The 16097-nt window shown below is 58.0% G+C and carries 17 protein-coding genes; all 17 read left to right on the top strand.

Going from position 1 to position 16097, the window contains the following annotated elements; all coding sequences use genetic code 11:
- The first annotated feature begins 81 nt into the window (after positions 1-81).
- The 17 genes from ABK249_RS02030 to ABK249_RS01950 all read left to right on the top strand — a co-directional run bounded on the left by ABK249_RS02030 (position 82) and on the right by ABK249_RS01950 (position 16075).
- Positions 82-723, top strand: a complete 642-nt coding sequence (locus ABK249_RS02030) for a hypothetical protein (RefSeq protein WP_037158728.1) — start codon at positions 82-84, stop codon at positions 721-723.
- Positions 720-2021 carry a MotB family protein gene (locus tag ABK249_RS02025; protein ID WP_348862060.1) on the top strand — a complete coding sequence of 434 codons (1302 nt, stop codon included), beginning with the start codon at positions 720-722 and terminating at the stop codon, positions 2019-2021. Before ABK249_RS02030 ends, ABK249_RS02025 begins: the two co-directional genes overlap by 4 nt.
- Before the next feature lies 1 nt (position 2022).
- On the top strand, positions 2023-3297 hold the full coding sequence (motC, locus tag ABK249_RS02020) for a chemotaxis protein MotC (RefSeq protein ID WP_415926413.1): 1275 nt from the start codon (positions 2023-2025) through the stop codon (positions 3295-3297).
- On the top strand, positions 3294-4757 hold the full coding sequence (fliK, locus tag ABK249_RS02015) for a flagellar hook-length control protein FliK (protein ID WP_348862058.1): 1464 nt from the start codon (positions 3294-3296) through the stop codon (positions 4755-4757). Before motC ends, fliK begins: the two co-directional genes overlap by 4 nt.
- 121 nt (positions 4758-4878) lie before the next feature.
- The gene (locus ABK249_RS02010) at positions 4879-5382 is read left to right on the top strand and encodes a transglycosylase SLT domain-containing protein (RefSeq protein ID WP_081953026.1); all 504 of its coding nucleotides are present in this window, start codon (positions 4879-4881) and stop codon (positions 5380-5382) included.
- A gap of 281 nt (positions 5383-5663) precedes the next feature.
- Complete coding sequence (rem, locus tag ABK249_RS02005; protein WP_037158720.1) at positions 5664-6335, top strand: transcriptional activator Rem; 672 nt, start codon at positions 5664-5666, stop codon at positions 6333-6335.
- Positions 6336-6442: 107 nt separating this feature from the next.
- On the top strand, positions 6443-7729 hold the full coding sequence (locus tag ABK249_RS02000) for a flagellar hook protein FlgE (protein WP_037158717.1): 1287 nt from the start codon (positions 6443-6445) through the stop codon (positions 7727-7729).
- Between the two features lie 46 nt (positions 7730-7775).
- Positions 7776-9245 carry a flagellar hook-associated protein FlgK gene (flgK, locus tag ABK249_RS01995; protein ID WP_348862057.1) on the top strand — a complete coding sequence of 490 codons (1470 nt, stop codon included), beginning with the start codon at positions 7776-7778 and terminating at the stop codon, positions 9243-9245.
- Positions 9246-9247: 2 nt separating this feature from the next.
- Complete coding sequence (locus ABK249_RS01990) at positions 9248-10357, top strand: flagellar hook-associated family protein (protein WP_348862056.1); 1110 nt, start codon at positions 9248-9250, stop codon at positions 10355-10357.
- A 38-nt stretch (positions 10358-10395) separates the two neighbouring features.
- Positions 10396-10743 (top strand): flagellar biosynthesis regulator FlaF, encoded by a 348-nt coding sequence (flaF, locus tag ABK249_RS01985; RefSeq protein WP_037158710.1) that lies wholly within the window; start codon positions 10396-10398, stop codon positions 10741-10743.
- On the top strand, positions 10740-11189 hold the full coding sequence (gene flbT, locus ABK249_RS01980) for a flagellar biosynthesis repressor FlbT (RefSeq protein ID WP_037158707.1): 450 nt from the start codon (positions 10740-10742) through the stop codon (positions 11187-11189). Before flaF ends, flbT begins: the two co-directional genes overlap by 4 nt.
- Complete coding sequence (gene flgD, locus ABK249_RS01975; protein WP_037158704.1) at positions 11180-11662, top strand: flagellar hook assembly protein FlgD; 483 nt, start codon at positions 11180-11182, stop codon at positions 11660-11662. Before flbT ends, flgD begins: the two co-directional genes overlap by 10 nt.
- Positions 11663-11692: 30 nt before the next feature.
- On the top strand, positions 11693-11959 hold the full coding sequence (gene fliQ / locus ABK249_RS01970) for a flagellar biosynthesis protein FliQ (RefSeq protein WP_037158701.1): 267 nt from the start codon (positions 11693-11695) through the stop codon (positions 11957-11959).
- A gap of 117 nt (positions 11960-12076) precedes the next feature.
- On the top strand, positions 12077-14164 hold the full coding sequence (flhA, locus tag ABK249_RS01965; RefSeq protein WP_037158698.1) for a flagellar biosynthesis protein FlhA: 2088 nt from the start codon (positions 12077-12079) through the stop codon (positions 14162-14164).
- A 31-nt stretch (positions 14165-14195) separates the two neighbouring features.
- The gene (gene fliR, locus ABK249_RS01960) at positions 14196-14948 is read left to right on the top strand and encodes a flagellar biosynthetic protein FliR (RefSeq protein WP_037158695.1); all 753 of its coding nucleotides are present in this window, start codon (positions 14196-14198) and stop codon (positions 14946-14948) included.
- Between the two features lie 11 nt (positions 14949-14959).
- Positions 14960-15361 (top strand): hypothetical protein, encoded by a 402-nt coding sequence (locus tag ABK249_RS01955; RefSeq protein WP_037158692.1) that lies wholly within the window; start codon positions 14960-14962, stop codon positions 15359-15361.
- A gap of 162 nt (positions 15362-15523) precedes the next feature.
- Positions 15524-16075, top strand: a complete 552-nt coding sequence (locus tag ABK249_RS01950) for a rod-binding protein (protein WP_037158690.1) — start codon at positions 15524-15526, stop codon at positions 16073-16075.
- The last annotated feature ends 22 nt before the right edge of the window (positions 16076-16097 follow it).

Here is a 16097-nt window from a genome sequence, read left to right as displayed (position 1 = left end):
GATTGCAGCAGCGGAACTTCGCTCCTTCGGCGAGCTCGTAACGAGTACCCGGCAAGTGGGCACGGAAGGGCGGGGTATCCGATGAGTGCCTCGCTCGCCCGCTATCTGAAGGACTTCAGCGAACCGCAAGCCATTCCGTTACCGTTGATGGCGGACAGCTTAACTCAGGGTTTCGACGACGATCTGGCACTCCCTTCCGTGGTCGAGAGCCCGGTCGATGTGGAGGCGGAACGCGCCGAAGCCTACTCGAAGGGCTATGATGCCGCCTCCGAGGAACTGCAGCGACGTTTCGAGGAAGAGCGCCAGGCACTTTTCTCTGCCCATGCTGAGGAAATGGCAGCACTGCGCGAAAGATATGAAACCGAGGCGGCAGCAATGATCGCGACCCGGCTTCAGGAAATTGCCGGATTGACGGCGCAGGCGGTCAGCGATCAGACGGCGGGAATTCTGGCACCGCTGCTCGATGACGCGCTTGCCCAGAAGGCGGTATCCGATATGGCGGATATCATTCGCGGCGCCATGATCGAGGGCGATCTTGGGGCGCTGACGGTGCGTGGTCCGCTGCATCTGTTTGAAAAATTGAAGGAAGCGCTTGGAGACCCCACGCCGCTCCTGCGCCATGTCGAAGCGCCCGACCTCGATATCGCAGTCGATATAGGTGAAACCGCTCTTGTGACCCGCATGTCCGCGTGGTCCGCGAGTCTGAAGAAGGTACTGGGATGAGCGAGGGCGAGAACCATCATCACGGCAAGAATGAGGTTGTCATCGTCAAACGGCATGGCGGCGGGCACGATGACGGCCATCATGGCGGTGCCTGGAAAATCGCCTATGCCGATTTCATGACTGCGATGATGGCATTCTTCCTCGTGATGTGGCTGGTCAACGCAGCCAACGAGGAAACCAAGGCCTCGATGGCGAGCTATTTCAACCCGATCAAACTTTCCGATGAGACCCCGGCCGAGAAGGGCCTTGAGAAGCCCGTCGATGCAGCAGAGGGCCAGGAAGACGGCGAGCGCTCGCGGGTCAAAGCGGATGCCGACGTTCAAGGCTCGGCTGCGGCGACCGGCGAGGATATGACGTCAACCTCCGGCGACGAACCCAACTACTCCGAGGCGGATTTCTTTGAGAACCCCTATTCCGTTCTTGCCGAGATTGCGCAGGAGGTGGGGCAGCAAGCCAATGTAAGTGCAAAAGGGGAAGGGGGAGCAAGCGAATCCGGTCCCGCGACCGGAGCAGACGGCGGGCAAGCCTATCGCGATCCCTTCGATCCTGATTTTTGGACCAGGCAGGTTCAGGTAACGCGCGCCGACGGTCCTGAGCAAGCTGTAAAAGCAGTCCCGAGTGACGATCCGCAGGCGCAAATCGGTCAATCTCCCCAGGCGCCACAATCGGCTGAGGGCCAGCCGCAGCAACCGGTCACGCAAATGGCGGCCGCCGTTCCTATGCCGCGTCCTGATCCGACACAATTGGACAAGACACAGACCCAGCCGGATACGCAGGCAGGCAAGTCGGCGGATATCGACGGGCGCAAGGCGGAGGATGAAGCCAAAGCGGAGCAGAAGGCGGCGGACGATTTGCGCCAGGAAATCGAGCGACAGATTTCCGGCGTTGCGGGCAAACTCGCCGAAGGCCTCGTCGTCACGCCTGCCGAAGGCGGTTTGCTGGTAATGATTTCCGATCAGACGGATGATCCGATGTTCAATATCGGCTCGGCCGTACCGCGCCGCGAAATGGTGCTGGCGATGGAGAAGATCGGCCAGATCCTCAAGGAACGCAAGGGAAGCGTCATCCTGCGAGGTCACACGGACGGTCGCCAGTTCAAAGACACGCAGAACGACAACTGGCGGCTTTCCATGGCCCGCGCTCACAGCGCCTACTACATGCTGGTGCATGGCGGTCTGGGGGAAGATCGCATCAAGCAGGTCTCGGGCTTCGCCGACAGGCGTCTGCAGGTGCCGGGTGATCCCTTTGCCGCGGCGAACCGCCGTATCGAGATCCTGATCCAGGCGGACGAGGGATAAGATGGTCCTTGCGGGCATACGGTCTCTGTTGGCGACTACGCTCGTTTTCGGGGCTGCCTTTGCATATCCGGCATCCGCCCAGGATCATGGCGAGCTTGCGCCCTATGTCATGCTTCGCTCGCTGCAATTCGTGCAGGATTCCGTCGTGCTCGGTGATCACTCGGCGGCGGAGATGCAGCGTTTCATGCTGGAGAGGGTCGATCAAAGGTTTAGGGCGGCAAATCCGTCGATCTTCGAGGATCCGCGCAATGTCGACGCCGCGTTGATCTATGCCATGAGCGGTGGCAATCCGGCCACGCTCGAATTCCTCGCCGCGCGCGACATTGCCGGAAATTTCGACAGCCGCATTGCCGATGCGCTCAGGAAATATCTGAGCGGCAAGGGCACTCTGGTTGCAAAAAGTCTGGGCGAAATGGCCAAGGAATACCGAGACGAGAAGATCGGCCCCTATCTCTCGCTGGTCAGTGGCAATGTGATGGTGGCGACGGATCCGAAGGATGCGCTGGTCTTTTACGATTGGGCGCGGCTGACGGCGCCCGGTACCATCATCGAGGAAGCCGCATTGCGCCGTTCGGTTGCGATCACCGTGGATGCCGACATGGTCGAGCAGGCGCTTTCTTACGCGCGCAGATACGCCCGACGCTTCATACATTCTCCTTATGCCAGCCAGTTCGCCGATTTCTTCGTGCAGCTTGTCGTGGGGCATTTCGGCGAGATTACGGAAGAGGATATCGACGGAGCACTCGAATTCATGGACGTCGACCGCCGCCGCGAGGTCTTCCTCCGTGTTGCACGTGCAGCCGCCATCGCCGGCAAGAATGACCTTGCTCGTCTGGCCTCTGCAAAAGTGGAAGCGCTTTCCGGGAATCCGACGCCTGAAGCACTTGCGCGGCTCTATGGCGGCCTTGCCGATATTCCGACGAATGACATTCGAGCAGCCATGCAGGCGATATCCGATATCCCCGAAGAGACGCTTTCGCCGCGCGATCGGGCCTTGCGTGAGGCGGCAAAAGTTGTGGCGGAGCAAGTCGTTGGCTGGCCGACAGCCGAAAGCCTCGCACAAGAAAAGCCAATCAATATGACTAATACAGAAGACGCAAAATCCCCAGTCGCGTCGCCCAGAAATGAGATCGCTGGGCCTGCTGCCACCACGGAAGATCCGACGGCTGGCGCAGCTGCCAAATTCGATCCGGCCTTCCAGACATATGTCGATAGTGGTCGTTCGAAATTGAATGCTATCGATGAAATGCTGAAGGAGGAGAATCCGTCCAAATGATTACCGACATTCTGGGTGGTAAGGCCGATGCGGCTTCGTCCGCAAAACAGGCGATTTCGGGCCGCAAGGATACCGACGCATCTTCGAACAGCTTCTCCGATGCTCTTTCGGGTCTTGATCGCGATCTGCCCCCGCAGCAATCGGATGACGATGCCCTTGAGAACGAGGGCACGTCATCCTCTCTCGGGGATCGGATGGCTGCCGAGGTGAAATCCGCCACGTCAAAACCGATCATTGACATAAGGCCGGAATCCCTTCGTCGCCCCCCGGACGAATTGAAGAATAATGTTGAATTTCCTGGGCAGGAACGACTGGGAAAAGCCGAAGAGCGGCAGATGACGCCGGCTGAAAAGAAACTTCGTGACGCTCTTGCGGCTGCAAAGGCCTTGGCGCGCAAATCCGACGAACTTCATGAGAAGGGCGCCACGGAGAAGCGCGTGGCTGCCGATAAGATCGACCCGCAAGATGAGGACGCTACTCTGGATACGTCCATGCTTGACGCGGACGACGCCAAGATCGCTGAGATGTTCTCGCTTCTGATCGGCAGCGAGGCCAAGTCCGGCGAACTGAACGCTATGATGCCGAAGAATATCGCAGGCGCGCAGGTGAAGCGCGCCAAGGATGGAGATGCCCGGTCCAACAATGTGGACGCCTTTGCCGTCAATGATCCAAAGCGTTTCAAATTGACCGGAGCGGGAGAAGATCAGTTGCCGTCGGTGCCTGGCGGCCCGGATGCGGGTGCGGAGGAGACCAGACTGTTTCGCTTCAGCAACGCGCGGGGTGAAGGTCAGAAGGTCGATATGGCAGTCGGTAAAGGCCGAGACGAGCATTCCACGGTGGAATTCCGATCGCCTTCGAATGGTGCAGCCGAAAATGTCGCGGTCCTCGACTCGCGGCGGTTCCTCGGGCTTGCTCCCAATTCCAACGGGGCGAACCTGACCGCGATGCTGGCGGGTGATCCGGAATGGGCCGCCGCTGCGCATCCGAGTTCAGCCCTTTCGAATGCGGCCGCGCAAAGCAGCACCGGCACCGTCGTGAACATGCTCAAGCTGCAGATGAATCCGCATGAGCTCGGCATGGTGACGGCCACATTGCGTCTGCATGGCGATGAACTGAACGTCCATCTCACCGTCGAAACGCGTGCCGCCTACAGACAGCTCAGCGAGGACAGCGGCGGCATTCTGGATGCGCTCCGTGCCCAGGGCTTTGCCGTGGATCGGGTGACGATCAGCATTGCGCCAACGCCGACGTCGGCCTCGGATGCGGCAGGTGGCCAGCAGGGGCAAGCCGGTCAGGCGGGACAACAGGCAATGGCAGAGGGCGGAAGGCAGGGGCATGAGACTGGCCGCGGTCAAGAGCAGGCGACTGCGGAGCAAACGAGGAATTCGAATGAAGCGGTATCGGAGAACACCCAGCTTTCGGGTTCTGGTAACGCTCGCTCTGGTCAGCTTTACCTCTGACGCATACGGCGGTTCGCTGTTCAGTTCCGGTGGATGGGGCGGGCCTAACGACGCCGCGGTGAAGCCTCCTTCCGCACCTGCCGCGGTTCGACCTGCATCTGCAGCGACGTCGCCGTCGCCTGTGCCCGTCAATCCGGGTGTCTGCGAGCGCGAGATTCAGAGTGCAGCGGCCAAATACGGCATACCGGAAGGTATCCTCTATTCTGTCGGCCTGACGGAAACTGGCCGAAAGGGAAGCCTTAGCCCTTATGCAATGAACATCGAAGGGAAGGCCTATTTCCTGCCGTCGGCGGAGGTGGCGATGACGAAATTCCACGACGCGAAGCGGCAGGGAGCAAAGCTGATCGACATGGGCTGCATGCAGATCAATCATTATTTCCACGGGGAGAATTTCGCGTCACCGGAGGATATGTTCGATCCGCGTCGCAACGTGGAATATGCAGCGAAATTCCTTCGCAATCTACATGATAGGCATGAAACCTGGACGATGGCGGTGGCGAGATACCACGCGGGACCCAATAACGACCCTGCTCAGAAGAGATATGTCTGTCGTGTCATCAGCAATCTTGTCGCAACGGGCTACGGAAAATGGACTCCGACGGCTTCCGGATTCTGCGACGGGTAAGCAATCCTGGATTGAACTCAGAAATCAAAGAATCGCAAAATTGCAGCGCTGCCACATATGTGGCAAATGTGGCAGCGCAAGTCTTCTTTTACGATGCGTTAATTTTTCCACTGAAGAATTGTGCCTGCTTAGATGCGGCATACTACATCTAGTGCAAATCAGGGAGCATGTGTTAATCAACTATTAATTTGTTTGGTTAATTTCACGTAGCTTGCCTCCGATTCCGCTGATTCGTACCCATAGGCCTATTGAAACACCACAACTGATTCGGAGGCGGACGAATGATCGTAGTGGTTGATGAGCGCGAGCTCGTGAAAGATGGGTACACCTCTCTCTTCGGGCGGGAAGGAATTCCTTCCACGGGGTTTGATCCAAAAGAATTCGGCGAATGGGTGAATACGGCGGCGGACATGGATATCGCCGCGGTGGAAGCCTTCCTGATCGGTCAGGGCGAATGCGCCCTCGAACTGCCGCGGGCGATCCGGGACCGTTCCATGGCGCCGGTGATCGCAGTCAGCGACCATCCCTCCCTCGAGGCTACGCTGGCCTTTTTCGACAGCGGCGTCGATGATGTCGTTCGCAAACCTGTCCACCCCCGCGAGATCCTGGCGCGTGCCGCCGCGATCCGTCGCCGGTTGAAGGCGATCTCGAATTACACCGACATCGGTTCGATTCGCGTCTTCTCCGATGGCCGGGATCCGGAGATCGACGGCGACGTTTTCCCGTTGCCGCGCCGCGAGCGCCGCATTCTCGAATATTTGGTCGCCAACCGCGGCCGGCGCGTCTCGAAGACTCAGATTTTCAACGCCATCTACGGCATCTTCGACGAGGAAGTCGAAGAAAACGTTGTCGAAAGCCACATCAGCAAGCTGCGCAAGAAACTGCGCAAGAAGCTCGGCTTCGATCCTGTCGATTCCAAGCGTTTCCTTGGCTATTGCATCGACTGGGACTGATTTTCAGCAGGGTCTTGCCGCTTATTTTCGGCGGGTACGGGAAAGCAGACAGCTTCACGCAAGGCCCACCACCTACTCTCTCCATCAAGACACAACGGAGATTTCCTATGAGTATTTTCGGCACGATGAAAACGGCCGTCTCGGGTATGAATGCTCAGGCCAATCGTCTCGGCACCGTTGGTGACAACATCGCCAACTCGAGCACGGTCGGTTATAAGCGGGCATCGACTGCATTCTCTTCGCTGGTGCTTCCGTCCACCCAGGGTTCCTACTCATCGGGCGGTGTCGAAACCAACGTTCGCTACAGCATCTCCGAGCAGGGCGGCATCCAGTACACGACATCGAACACCGATCTTGCGATCCAGGGTGAAGGCTTCTTCATCGTCAGTGATGCGAACGGTTCGCCTTATCTCACGCGCGCCGGTGCCTTCCAGAAGGATCCCAACGGTTATCTCGTCAATACGGCCGGCTATCAGCTCATGGGCTATCCCTATGGTTCGAACCCGCCAGCCGCTGTCGTCAACGGCTTCAACGGCCTCGAGGCCATCAACATCAATGACTTCGGTCTGGTGTCTTCACCTTCGAGCCAGGGCAGCTTCCCTGCCAACCTGGACAAGGAAGCGGACGTGGTTGCTGCCGGTAGCCGCCCGAGCGACAACGTTGCGACCAGCACATACACGAATAAGAGCTCGCTGACCGGATACGACCATGCCGGGTCGAAGGTGCTTTACGATTTCTACTACACCAAGACCGGGACGAATACTTGGGAAGTCAGTGTCTACCGTCAGGATCAGTCCACAAACGGTGGGTTCCCTTACACTGCAACGGCACCGGCTACCCTCGTCCAGCAAACGGTGACGTTGACCTTCGATCCCAACACCAACAAGCTGGCGTCGGGTTCTCCGACGGACATTGTAATCACCGATCCGAACGACGGCGCTACGCCGGCTCAGACGATCACGATCGACCTCTCCGACATGACGCAGTTCGCAAGCGACTTCACGCCGGGCAAGGGCATCATCGACGGCAACGCGCCGAGCCCGATCACCGATGTTGAAATCGGCGGCGATGGTGTGGTCACTGCGGTCTATCAGGATGGCGGGCGCCGCGCGATCTATCAGCTCGCACTGGCAACCGTGCCGGCGATCGACAAGCTACTGCCGCGGAACGGCAACGTCTATCTGCCGACCAATGATTCCGGCGTCGTCACCATCGGTTTCCCGCAGAGCGGCTCTTTTGGTGAGATCTATTCCGGTGCGCTGGAAAGCTCCAACGTCGATATCGCCAACGAGCTGACCGAGATGATCGAATCCCAGCGCGTCTATACCGCAAATTCCAAGGTCTTTCAGACCGGCTCAGACTTGATGGACGTCCTCATCAACCTGAAGAGGTAAGCGGACAGGACAGTCGAGAGAATAAATCTCAAGAGGCTAGTAAAGAATGTCGCTTTCGTCAGCATTGTCCACGGCTCAATCCATTTTCAACAACTCCGGCACGCAATCGGCCGTGGTTTCGAAGAACATCGCCAATGCACAGAACCCGGATTATATCCGTCGTTCCGCAGTGGTGGTGACCGGTGGAAACGGGGCGATGATCGGCGATATCGTCCGCTCCCAAAATGCGCCGCTCCTGCGTCAGACGATTGAAAGCTCGTCGGTTGCAAGCGGGCAGCGGACGCTCCTGGATGGCCTCGAAGAGATCAAGAACCTGATGGGTGGCAACTCCAACGAGCTGTCTCCCGCCAAGCTGATTACGGCCTTCCGCAACAATCTGGATGCATTTGCCTCAACCGCCAACGATACCGGCCTGGGCATTTCCGTCATCTCCAGTGCGCAAGATCTGGCGACGGGCTTGAATACGGCTGCCGACAAACTCCAGCAGATCCGCAAGGATGCTGACGATCAGATCAAGCAAGATGTCGATGAGCTGAACTCGCTGCTTTCCAAACTGGAGAGCGTCAACAATCAGGTCAAGAATGCAACGGCAAGCGGCACCGACGCCAATGACGCGCTCGACGAGCGCGAAGCTCTCGTAAAGCAGATTTCCGAAATCGTTGGCGTAACGTCTTATATTCGCGAAAACAACGACCTGGTGCTTTATACCTCCGACGGGGTGACGCTGTTCGAGACCGTTCCCCGCAAGGTGACGTTCCAGCCGACGGCTGCTTTCGACGCCTCGACCAACGGCAGTGGTGTCTACATTGATGGCGTGGCTCTCAAAGCCGGTGAAGCCGCCAACACGAGCGCCAAAGGTTCGATCCAGGCGTTGCTGCAGCTTCGCGACACAGTCGCGCCGACCTTCCAGAGTCAGCTCGACGAGATTGCCCGCGGTCTCATCACGGCTTTTGCGGAAACAGGGCCAACCGGTGCTCTAGCGCCGATGACCGGTCTTTTTTCGTATAAGGATAGCTCCGGCGTCCAGCAGACGGCAATTCCGGCTTCTGGCGCGATCGTGCCGGGTCTTGCCTCACGGATCTTCGTCAATCCGGTGGTGGTTCCCCCGGCGGGTACGCCCGACAAGCTGCGTGATGGCGGCATCAACGGAGCCGCCTACGTCGTCAATACCGGCGGCAGCAGCTATGGCGATCTGCTCGACAAGTATAATGAAAATCTCGAAACGCCGATGACCTTCGACCCGTTGACGGAAATCGCCGACGCTCCGGACCTTCTATCTTTTGCATCCGATTCCATGGGTTGGTTGGAACAGCTTCGCAGTACGGCGACTGCGGCCGACGAGTCGAAAACAGCCATGCTGACCCGAACCCTTGATGCCTATTCCAGCAACACGGGCGTCAGTCTCGACGAGGAATTGTCGCTGCTTCTCGATATAGAGCAATCGTACAAGGCCGGTACCAAGCTGATGGCGACGGTCGATGAGATGATGCAGGCCCTATTGGATATTGCGAGCTGATCATGAAGACCTCTTTCATTTCCACATTGTCCGTCCAGACCACGATGCGAAATTCGATCGCCGGCGTGCAGCGCGAAATGGTGAAGGCCAACCAAGAGTCCGTGACCATGAAGCACGCGGACCTTGGTGTTACCTTGGGCGCCAGCACATCGCGCGCGCTCGACCTTTCGCGCGAAATCAGCCGTATCGAATCTTTGCTCAATACCGCCTCGCTTGCGACCACACGATTGGAAAGCGCGGAACTCTCGCTCGATAACATGAACAAGCTCGGCCTTGATATTCAGAGCGCAATTCTGACGCTGGGCAGTTCGACCGACGAGACGAGCCTGGCGACGGCGCGCCAGACGATGTCTGCCTCGCTTGCCGCATTCACGGATTTTGCGAATACTTCAGTCAAGGGCGAATATATCTTCGCCGGCATCAATACCGACGTGAAGCCGATGGAGGATTACTTTGCACTGGGATCACCGGCGAAGGCGGCCTTCGACACCGAACTCAATTATTACATGTCGTCGCAGGTCCCGCCCATACCGAGTCTGTCGGCGATGACGGAAGATCAGATGAACGATTTCCTCGATGACCTCGAGGCGAAGTTCAACGGGACGGCTCCCCTCACGGATCCGCCGCATCCGGCGGCGCTGGCGGGCCAGGATCTCTGGACAACCTTTTTCTCCAGCGCAAGCGACGAGAACATGAAGAGCCGTATCAGCCCGACCGAGGTCATCGACAGCTCGACGAATGCCAACAGTGCCGGCATGCGCAATTTCGCGTTCGCGTCGATCGTCTCGATGGAGCTCCTGCAGACGAGCGTAAGCCAGGAGGCCCGTGAAGCCGTAAGCTCGCGAACCAACGCTGTCATCAACAAGGCGATGAACGGCGTAGACAGCATCAATCAGCAGCGGACGACGATTGGTATCTCCACCGAACGGGTTTCCAAGGTTGAGGAAAGGTTGCAGGCGCAAGAAGATATTCTGACGAAGAGCCTGGGAGACATGGAAAATGTCGATCCGGAGGAGGCGGCTACTCGTCTCAATACGTTGAAGACACTTCTCGAAACTGCATATACAGTGACGGCTAAAATACAGCAGCTGAGCCTCGCCAACTTCCTTTGATGATTAAAAGGAAGGTCGTGAAGATGAAGGATACATGAATGTACCAGTTTTCATACGCCGAGATCATGGAGGACGGCGTCGCAGACGCCAAGGATCGCGAGCGGCAGGCCCTTGATCGCTCCATTGAACTTCTGATCGCGGCTCGCGATGAAGAAGGTTACTCGCGCGCGACGATCGAGGCTCTGTTTTATACCCGGCGTGTCTGGATCCGGTTCATCGAAGACTTGAGGCAACCCGATAACGAGTTGGCTACCGAATTGCGGGCGGATCTGATCTCCATCGCCATCTGGATCTTGAAGGAATGCGAGAAGATCAGAAAACGCGAATCGGCCAATTTCCAGGGCGTTATAGACGTGACCACCATCATCAGGGATGGACTTAAATGAAAAGTACGCTTCGCATCTCCTTGAAATCCGGCGAGCGGATCTTCATCAACGGCGCCGTGTTGCGCGTTGATCGCAAGGTCGCGCTGGAATTCCTCAACGACGTCACATTCCTTTTGGAAAACCATGTTCTTCAGCCGGAAGATGCGACCACACCGCTTCGTCAGCTCTACTTCATCGCCCAGATGATGCTTATCAATCCGGACGGCCGGGAACAGTCGATGACGTTGTTCCGCAAGTCTGTCGCCATGCTGCTTACCTGCTTCAATGACGATGAGGTTCTGGCGGAATTGAAACGGATTGACGGGATGGTTGCTTCCGGCCGGGCCTTCGATGCACTCAAGGCGATCCGAGCGCTCTACCCGGTGGAAGACCGCATTCTCAATAACCAGGAAATTGCGCCCGCGACCGTCGAGCGCATCCGCAAGGAGATCGCGCCATGGCGGTAGATCCGGTTACATCGGCAGCGGCCAACCCCTGGGCGAATGCCGGTGCATCGAGCGATGCGGCGAATAACGCCAGTCTCAACTACAATAACTTCCTGCAGCTTCTCATAGCGCAGATGAAGTACCAGGATCCGACCGATCCCATGGATGCGAGCGAGCAGATCTCTCAGCTTGCGACGTTCTCGCAGGTCGAGCAATCGATCCAGACGAACACGCATCTGAAGAGCATGTTGCAGGCAGAGGCGTTGACGCGTGCGAGCGATCTGATCGGCAAATATGTCAAGAGCGCCGACGATACGCTCACCGGCAAGGTCAAGGAAGTCGAGGTCTATTCCGACGGCGTCGTCGCCATCACGGAAGACGACAACAAGATCCTGCTGCAGGCCGGCGTCGTATTCTCGGATGAGCCGTTCCCGGCCGAGGATGACACTTCCGATGGCTCGACTGATACCGACGACGGCGCTACAGATACCTGATCGAAATAGCTGCGAATCAGGATAAGCGCGATGAATGAGGCCGATGCCCTGGACATCATGCAGGCGGCGATCTGGACGGTCCTGATCGCTTCCGGCCCCGCGGTTGTCGTGGCTATGGTCGTGGGCGTGGCCATCGCCTTTCTCCAGGCGCTGACGCAAATCCAGGAAATGACGCTGACTTTCGTACCGAAGATCGTCGCGATCATGATTACGATCGGCATCACAGCACCGTTTATCGGCGGTCAGATCAATCTTTTCGCCAATCTTGTCTTTTCGCGGGTGCAGTCCGGCTTTTGAGCGATAGCTGCCCGCCGGCTTTTCCCACCCCACCTTCGCGCAAGCTTCGCCCGTTAGTCAGGATGTGAACTGGTAGGAGAATGTCCTGCCGCCATCTCATGAAGAGACGGGAAATCCATGGCGCAACCACCTGCATTATCCATACCGAAGGTAGCTCCGAGCGGCCGTGACATCGGCTTTGCTCTCGGCATCGTCGCCATCCTCTGCATCCTTTTCCTGCCGATACCGCCTTTCCTCATCGATATCGGTCTTGCCTTCTCGATCGCATTTTCTGTGCTGATCCTGATGGTGGCACTGTGGATCCAGCGTCCGCTCGATTTTTCGTCGTTTCCGACAGTTTTGCTGATCGCGACCATGGTGCGCTTGTCGCTCAACATCGCAACGACGCGCGTGATCCTCTCGCGCGGCCATGAAGGTCATGGCGCCGCGGGCAACGTGATCCAGGGCTTTTCCGGCCTGGTCATGTCCGGCGACTTCGTGATCGGCGTGATTGTCTTCATGATCCTCGTCACCGTGAATTTCATCGTCATCACCAAGGGCGCGACGCGTATCGCGGAAGTCGGCGCCCGCTTCACCCTCGACGCCATCCCCGGCAAGCAGATGTCGATCGACGCGGACCTCTCGGCAGGCATTATCGACGAGAAGGAAGCCCAGCGCCGCCGCTCCGAGCTTGAAGAGGAAAGCTCCTTCTTCGGGGCGATGGACGGTGCGTCGAAATTCGTTCGCGGCGATGCGATTGCCGGTCTCATCATCACCGCTATCAATGTTTTCGGTGGCATCATCATCGGTTACTTCCGCCACGGCTTGCCGATCGGCGAGGCGGCGGATGTTTTCGTCAAGCTTTCCGTCGGCGATGGCATCGTCTCACAGATTCCGGCACTTATCGTCTCACTCGCGGCCGGCCTCCTTGTGACCCGCGGCGGCACGGCCGGGTCCACCGACAAGGCTGTCGTCGATCAATTGAGCGGCTATCCGCGCGCCCTATCGATGTCCGCTGCGTTGATGGGCCTGCTTGCCATCGTGCCGGGTCTGCCCCTCCTGCCTTTCGTTGCCCTGGGTGGCGCTCTGGGTTTCGGTGCCTGGCTGGTGCCGCGCCGTGTCGAGGCAGAGAACAAGGCCCGCCGGGAAGACGAGGAAAAGAAGGTCGTCCAGAGCAAGGAAGCCGAGAAGGAATCGGTCAAATCGGTCCTCAAGACTGCTGAAATCGAACTTGCACTCGGCAAGCAGGTCTCGACCCGACTGCTCGGCCAGCATCAGGAGCTTGCTTTTCGCGTTGGCAAGATGCGCAAGAAGTTCGCGACCCAGTACGGCTTCGTCGTGCCGGAAATCAAGGTCTGCGACGACATCGCCATCCCTGAAAAGTCCTACCAGATCCGCATCCATGGCACGACGATCGCTTCCAACGTATTGCGCGTCGGCGATGTGCTTGTCGTGACCGGATCCGGCCGCAAGCCGAGCATTCCCGGCGACGAAATCCGCGAGCCCGCCTTTGGAATGCCCGCGGTCTCGATCCTTGAAACTTTCGCCGAAGACCTGAAGCGCGAAGGATTCCATCCGATCGACAACGTTTCGGTCGTGCTGACCCATCTGTCGGAAGTCATCCGCAACAACCTGCCGCAGCTTCTCTCCTATAAGGACGTCAAGATCCTGATCGACCGTCTCGATCCGGAATACAAGAAGCTTGCTGACGAAATCTGCTCATCGCACATGTCCTATTCCGGTCTGCAGGCGGTGCTGAAACTGCTGCTGGCCGAACGCGTCTCGATCCGCAATCTGCATCTCATCCTGGAAGCGGTGGCGGAACTGGCGCCGCATGTCCGCAAGACGGAACAGATCGTCGAGCATGTGCGCGTGCGAATGGCGCAACAGCTCTGCGGTGACCTTGCCGACAACGGCGTGCTGCGCGTGCTGCGTCTCGGTAACAAGTGGGACATGCTTTTCCATCAGGCCCTCAAGCGAGATGCCAAGGGAGAAGTGGTCGAATTCGACATCGATCCGCGCACGCTTGAGGAATTCAGTGAGCAGGCGACCAAAGTTATCCGTGAATTCATGGATCGGGGTCTGCCCTTCGTGCTTGTCACGTCCCCGGAAACACGCTCCTATGTCCGCATGATCATCGAACGACTCTTTGCAACATTGCCGGTTCTGTCACATGTGGAACTGGCGAAAGGCCTCGAGATCAAGATTCTGGGTGCGATCTCGTGACCGCCGGCCTCTAGGGCCTAAGGGACTTTTTATGATTACCGACCCGCAGGGGACCATTCTCGCACTCTTCCTTGCGTTTTGCCGCATGGGCGGGTGCATTATGGTCCTGCCGGGCTTTGGAAGCGCTCGCGTGCCGGCACAGGTCAGGCTCTTCCTGGCCGTCGCCCTTTCCATGGCAATACTGCCGGTTCTCTGGGATATGATCTACCCGAAGGCGTCTTCACCGGATGCCACCTATATCGGCCTGATCTTTACCGAAGCCTTGATTGGCATCGGCTATGGCCTGATCGCCCGGCTCTACACCCTCAGCATGCAGTTCGCCGGCGCGATTCTGACCATGTCGATCGGTTTTACTGCGCCAGGCGGCCAGGACATTCTGGAAGATGCTTCGGAAAACCAGCTGACAAACCTGCTGACGTTGAGCGGTCTGCTGCTCCTGTTCATGATGGATTTTCATCACATCGTTTTCCGTGCCCTCGTCGATTCCTACGCGGCAACGCCTGTGGGTGCCGTGATCGATTCACAGAGGATTCTGATTACGCTGACGGATACGTTGCGTGCCTCGACCATGATCATGCTGCGGCTGGCAAGCCCGTTCCTGATCTATGGTCTGATGTTCAACGTCGCGATCGGCTTCATCAACAAGCTCGCGCCGCAGATTCCGGTTTACTTTATTTCCACGCCCTTTCTGCTGATGGGTGGGCTTTTCCTTCTTTATCTCTCGATCGCCGCCTTCATTCGCCTCTACGTGGATGGCTTCGTGCCGATCTTCACATCCTTCTAGGAGAGGCGAAAATGGCAGGTCCAGCAAAGAGGTCGGACAAACTCAAGCGCCTGGTGGCGGTTCAGCGGCATATGGAGAAGATGGCCGAACACGAGCTTGCCGCGACGACCCGCCACCGGGCCGAAGTCAATCAGTCGATGGAGGACGTGATCGGAGCTATCGGCTCGATGGAACCCATCCATCGGCAATTCTCACAGCATTATGCCGAGCGCTTCGGTCGCCTGACCATGAAGGAGCGTCAGCTTGCGGGCATCCAGCAACTTCAGGAGATGAAGGTTCTCAAGGAGCGGACCAAGGCCGATCGCCTGGAGGAGAACATGAAGGAGGCCCGCGATCACGAAGACCGCGAGGCGGCTGATGACACCATAAGTGAGCTCATCGAGATCACCTTGGGCGTGCAGATGATCAAATAGACTCGCCAGCCTCCAGCAAGCTTCGGACGCCATAGTCCCCTCATTGCGCAGATCACCCGATGCGAATCGGATTCCGACAGGATCATGTGCCGTTGCAAACTTGCTGCTGTGCCCTGCGCCTTTCCTGGATGCAGTTCACGGCATTCATTGAAAGGAACTGACGTGGCGATTTCACCTCCAAGCGATCTGGTTTTGGATGTCGTCCGTGCCGCCGACCCTGCCGCCGTACAAGAGGCGCAGGCGAAGCTGAAGGCGAGCAAGGCGGCTTTTGCTGCGACGAGTCTCGCGGAAGTCGGCAAGGGTTTCGGCGCCGCCATGAACATCATCGACACTCCTGCGACGAAAGCAGGCCTCGGCAACCCGGTCATGCCGAAAGAGATCGCCGAAATGCCGGACGAATACCGCAAGTTCGAAGCTTCGGTGTTGCAGACTTTCGTGAATTCCATGCTCCCCAAGGAAACCGAGGAGGTTTACGGCAAGGGCTCGGCGGGTGAGTTCTGGAAGAGCATGATGGCCGAGAAGATTGCTGACGAGATGTCCGAGAAGGGTGGAATCGGCATCGCCGAGCAGATGTATTCACAGGCACTCGCACGGGCTGAACGGCACGGGACGGTCAACACCACCACCGACGAGAATGATCGCAGCCGCGCGATGAGCATGATTACCGATTTTGAACGTCAGGTTCTCGGCGTCGGCAAGAGCAATGAGGCCTGACATGACTCAGACTGGGGCAGAA

This window comes from Neorhizobium phenanthreniclasticum (assembly GCF_040066075.1).
Classification (GTDB): Bacteria; Pseudomonadota; Alphaproteobacteria; order Rhizobiales; family Rhizobiaceae; genus Neorhizobium; species Neorhizobium petrolearium.
The sequence above is the reverse complement of the archived record's forward strand: the minus strand, read 5'-3'. Positions and strand labels throughout refer to the sequence as shown.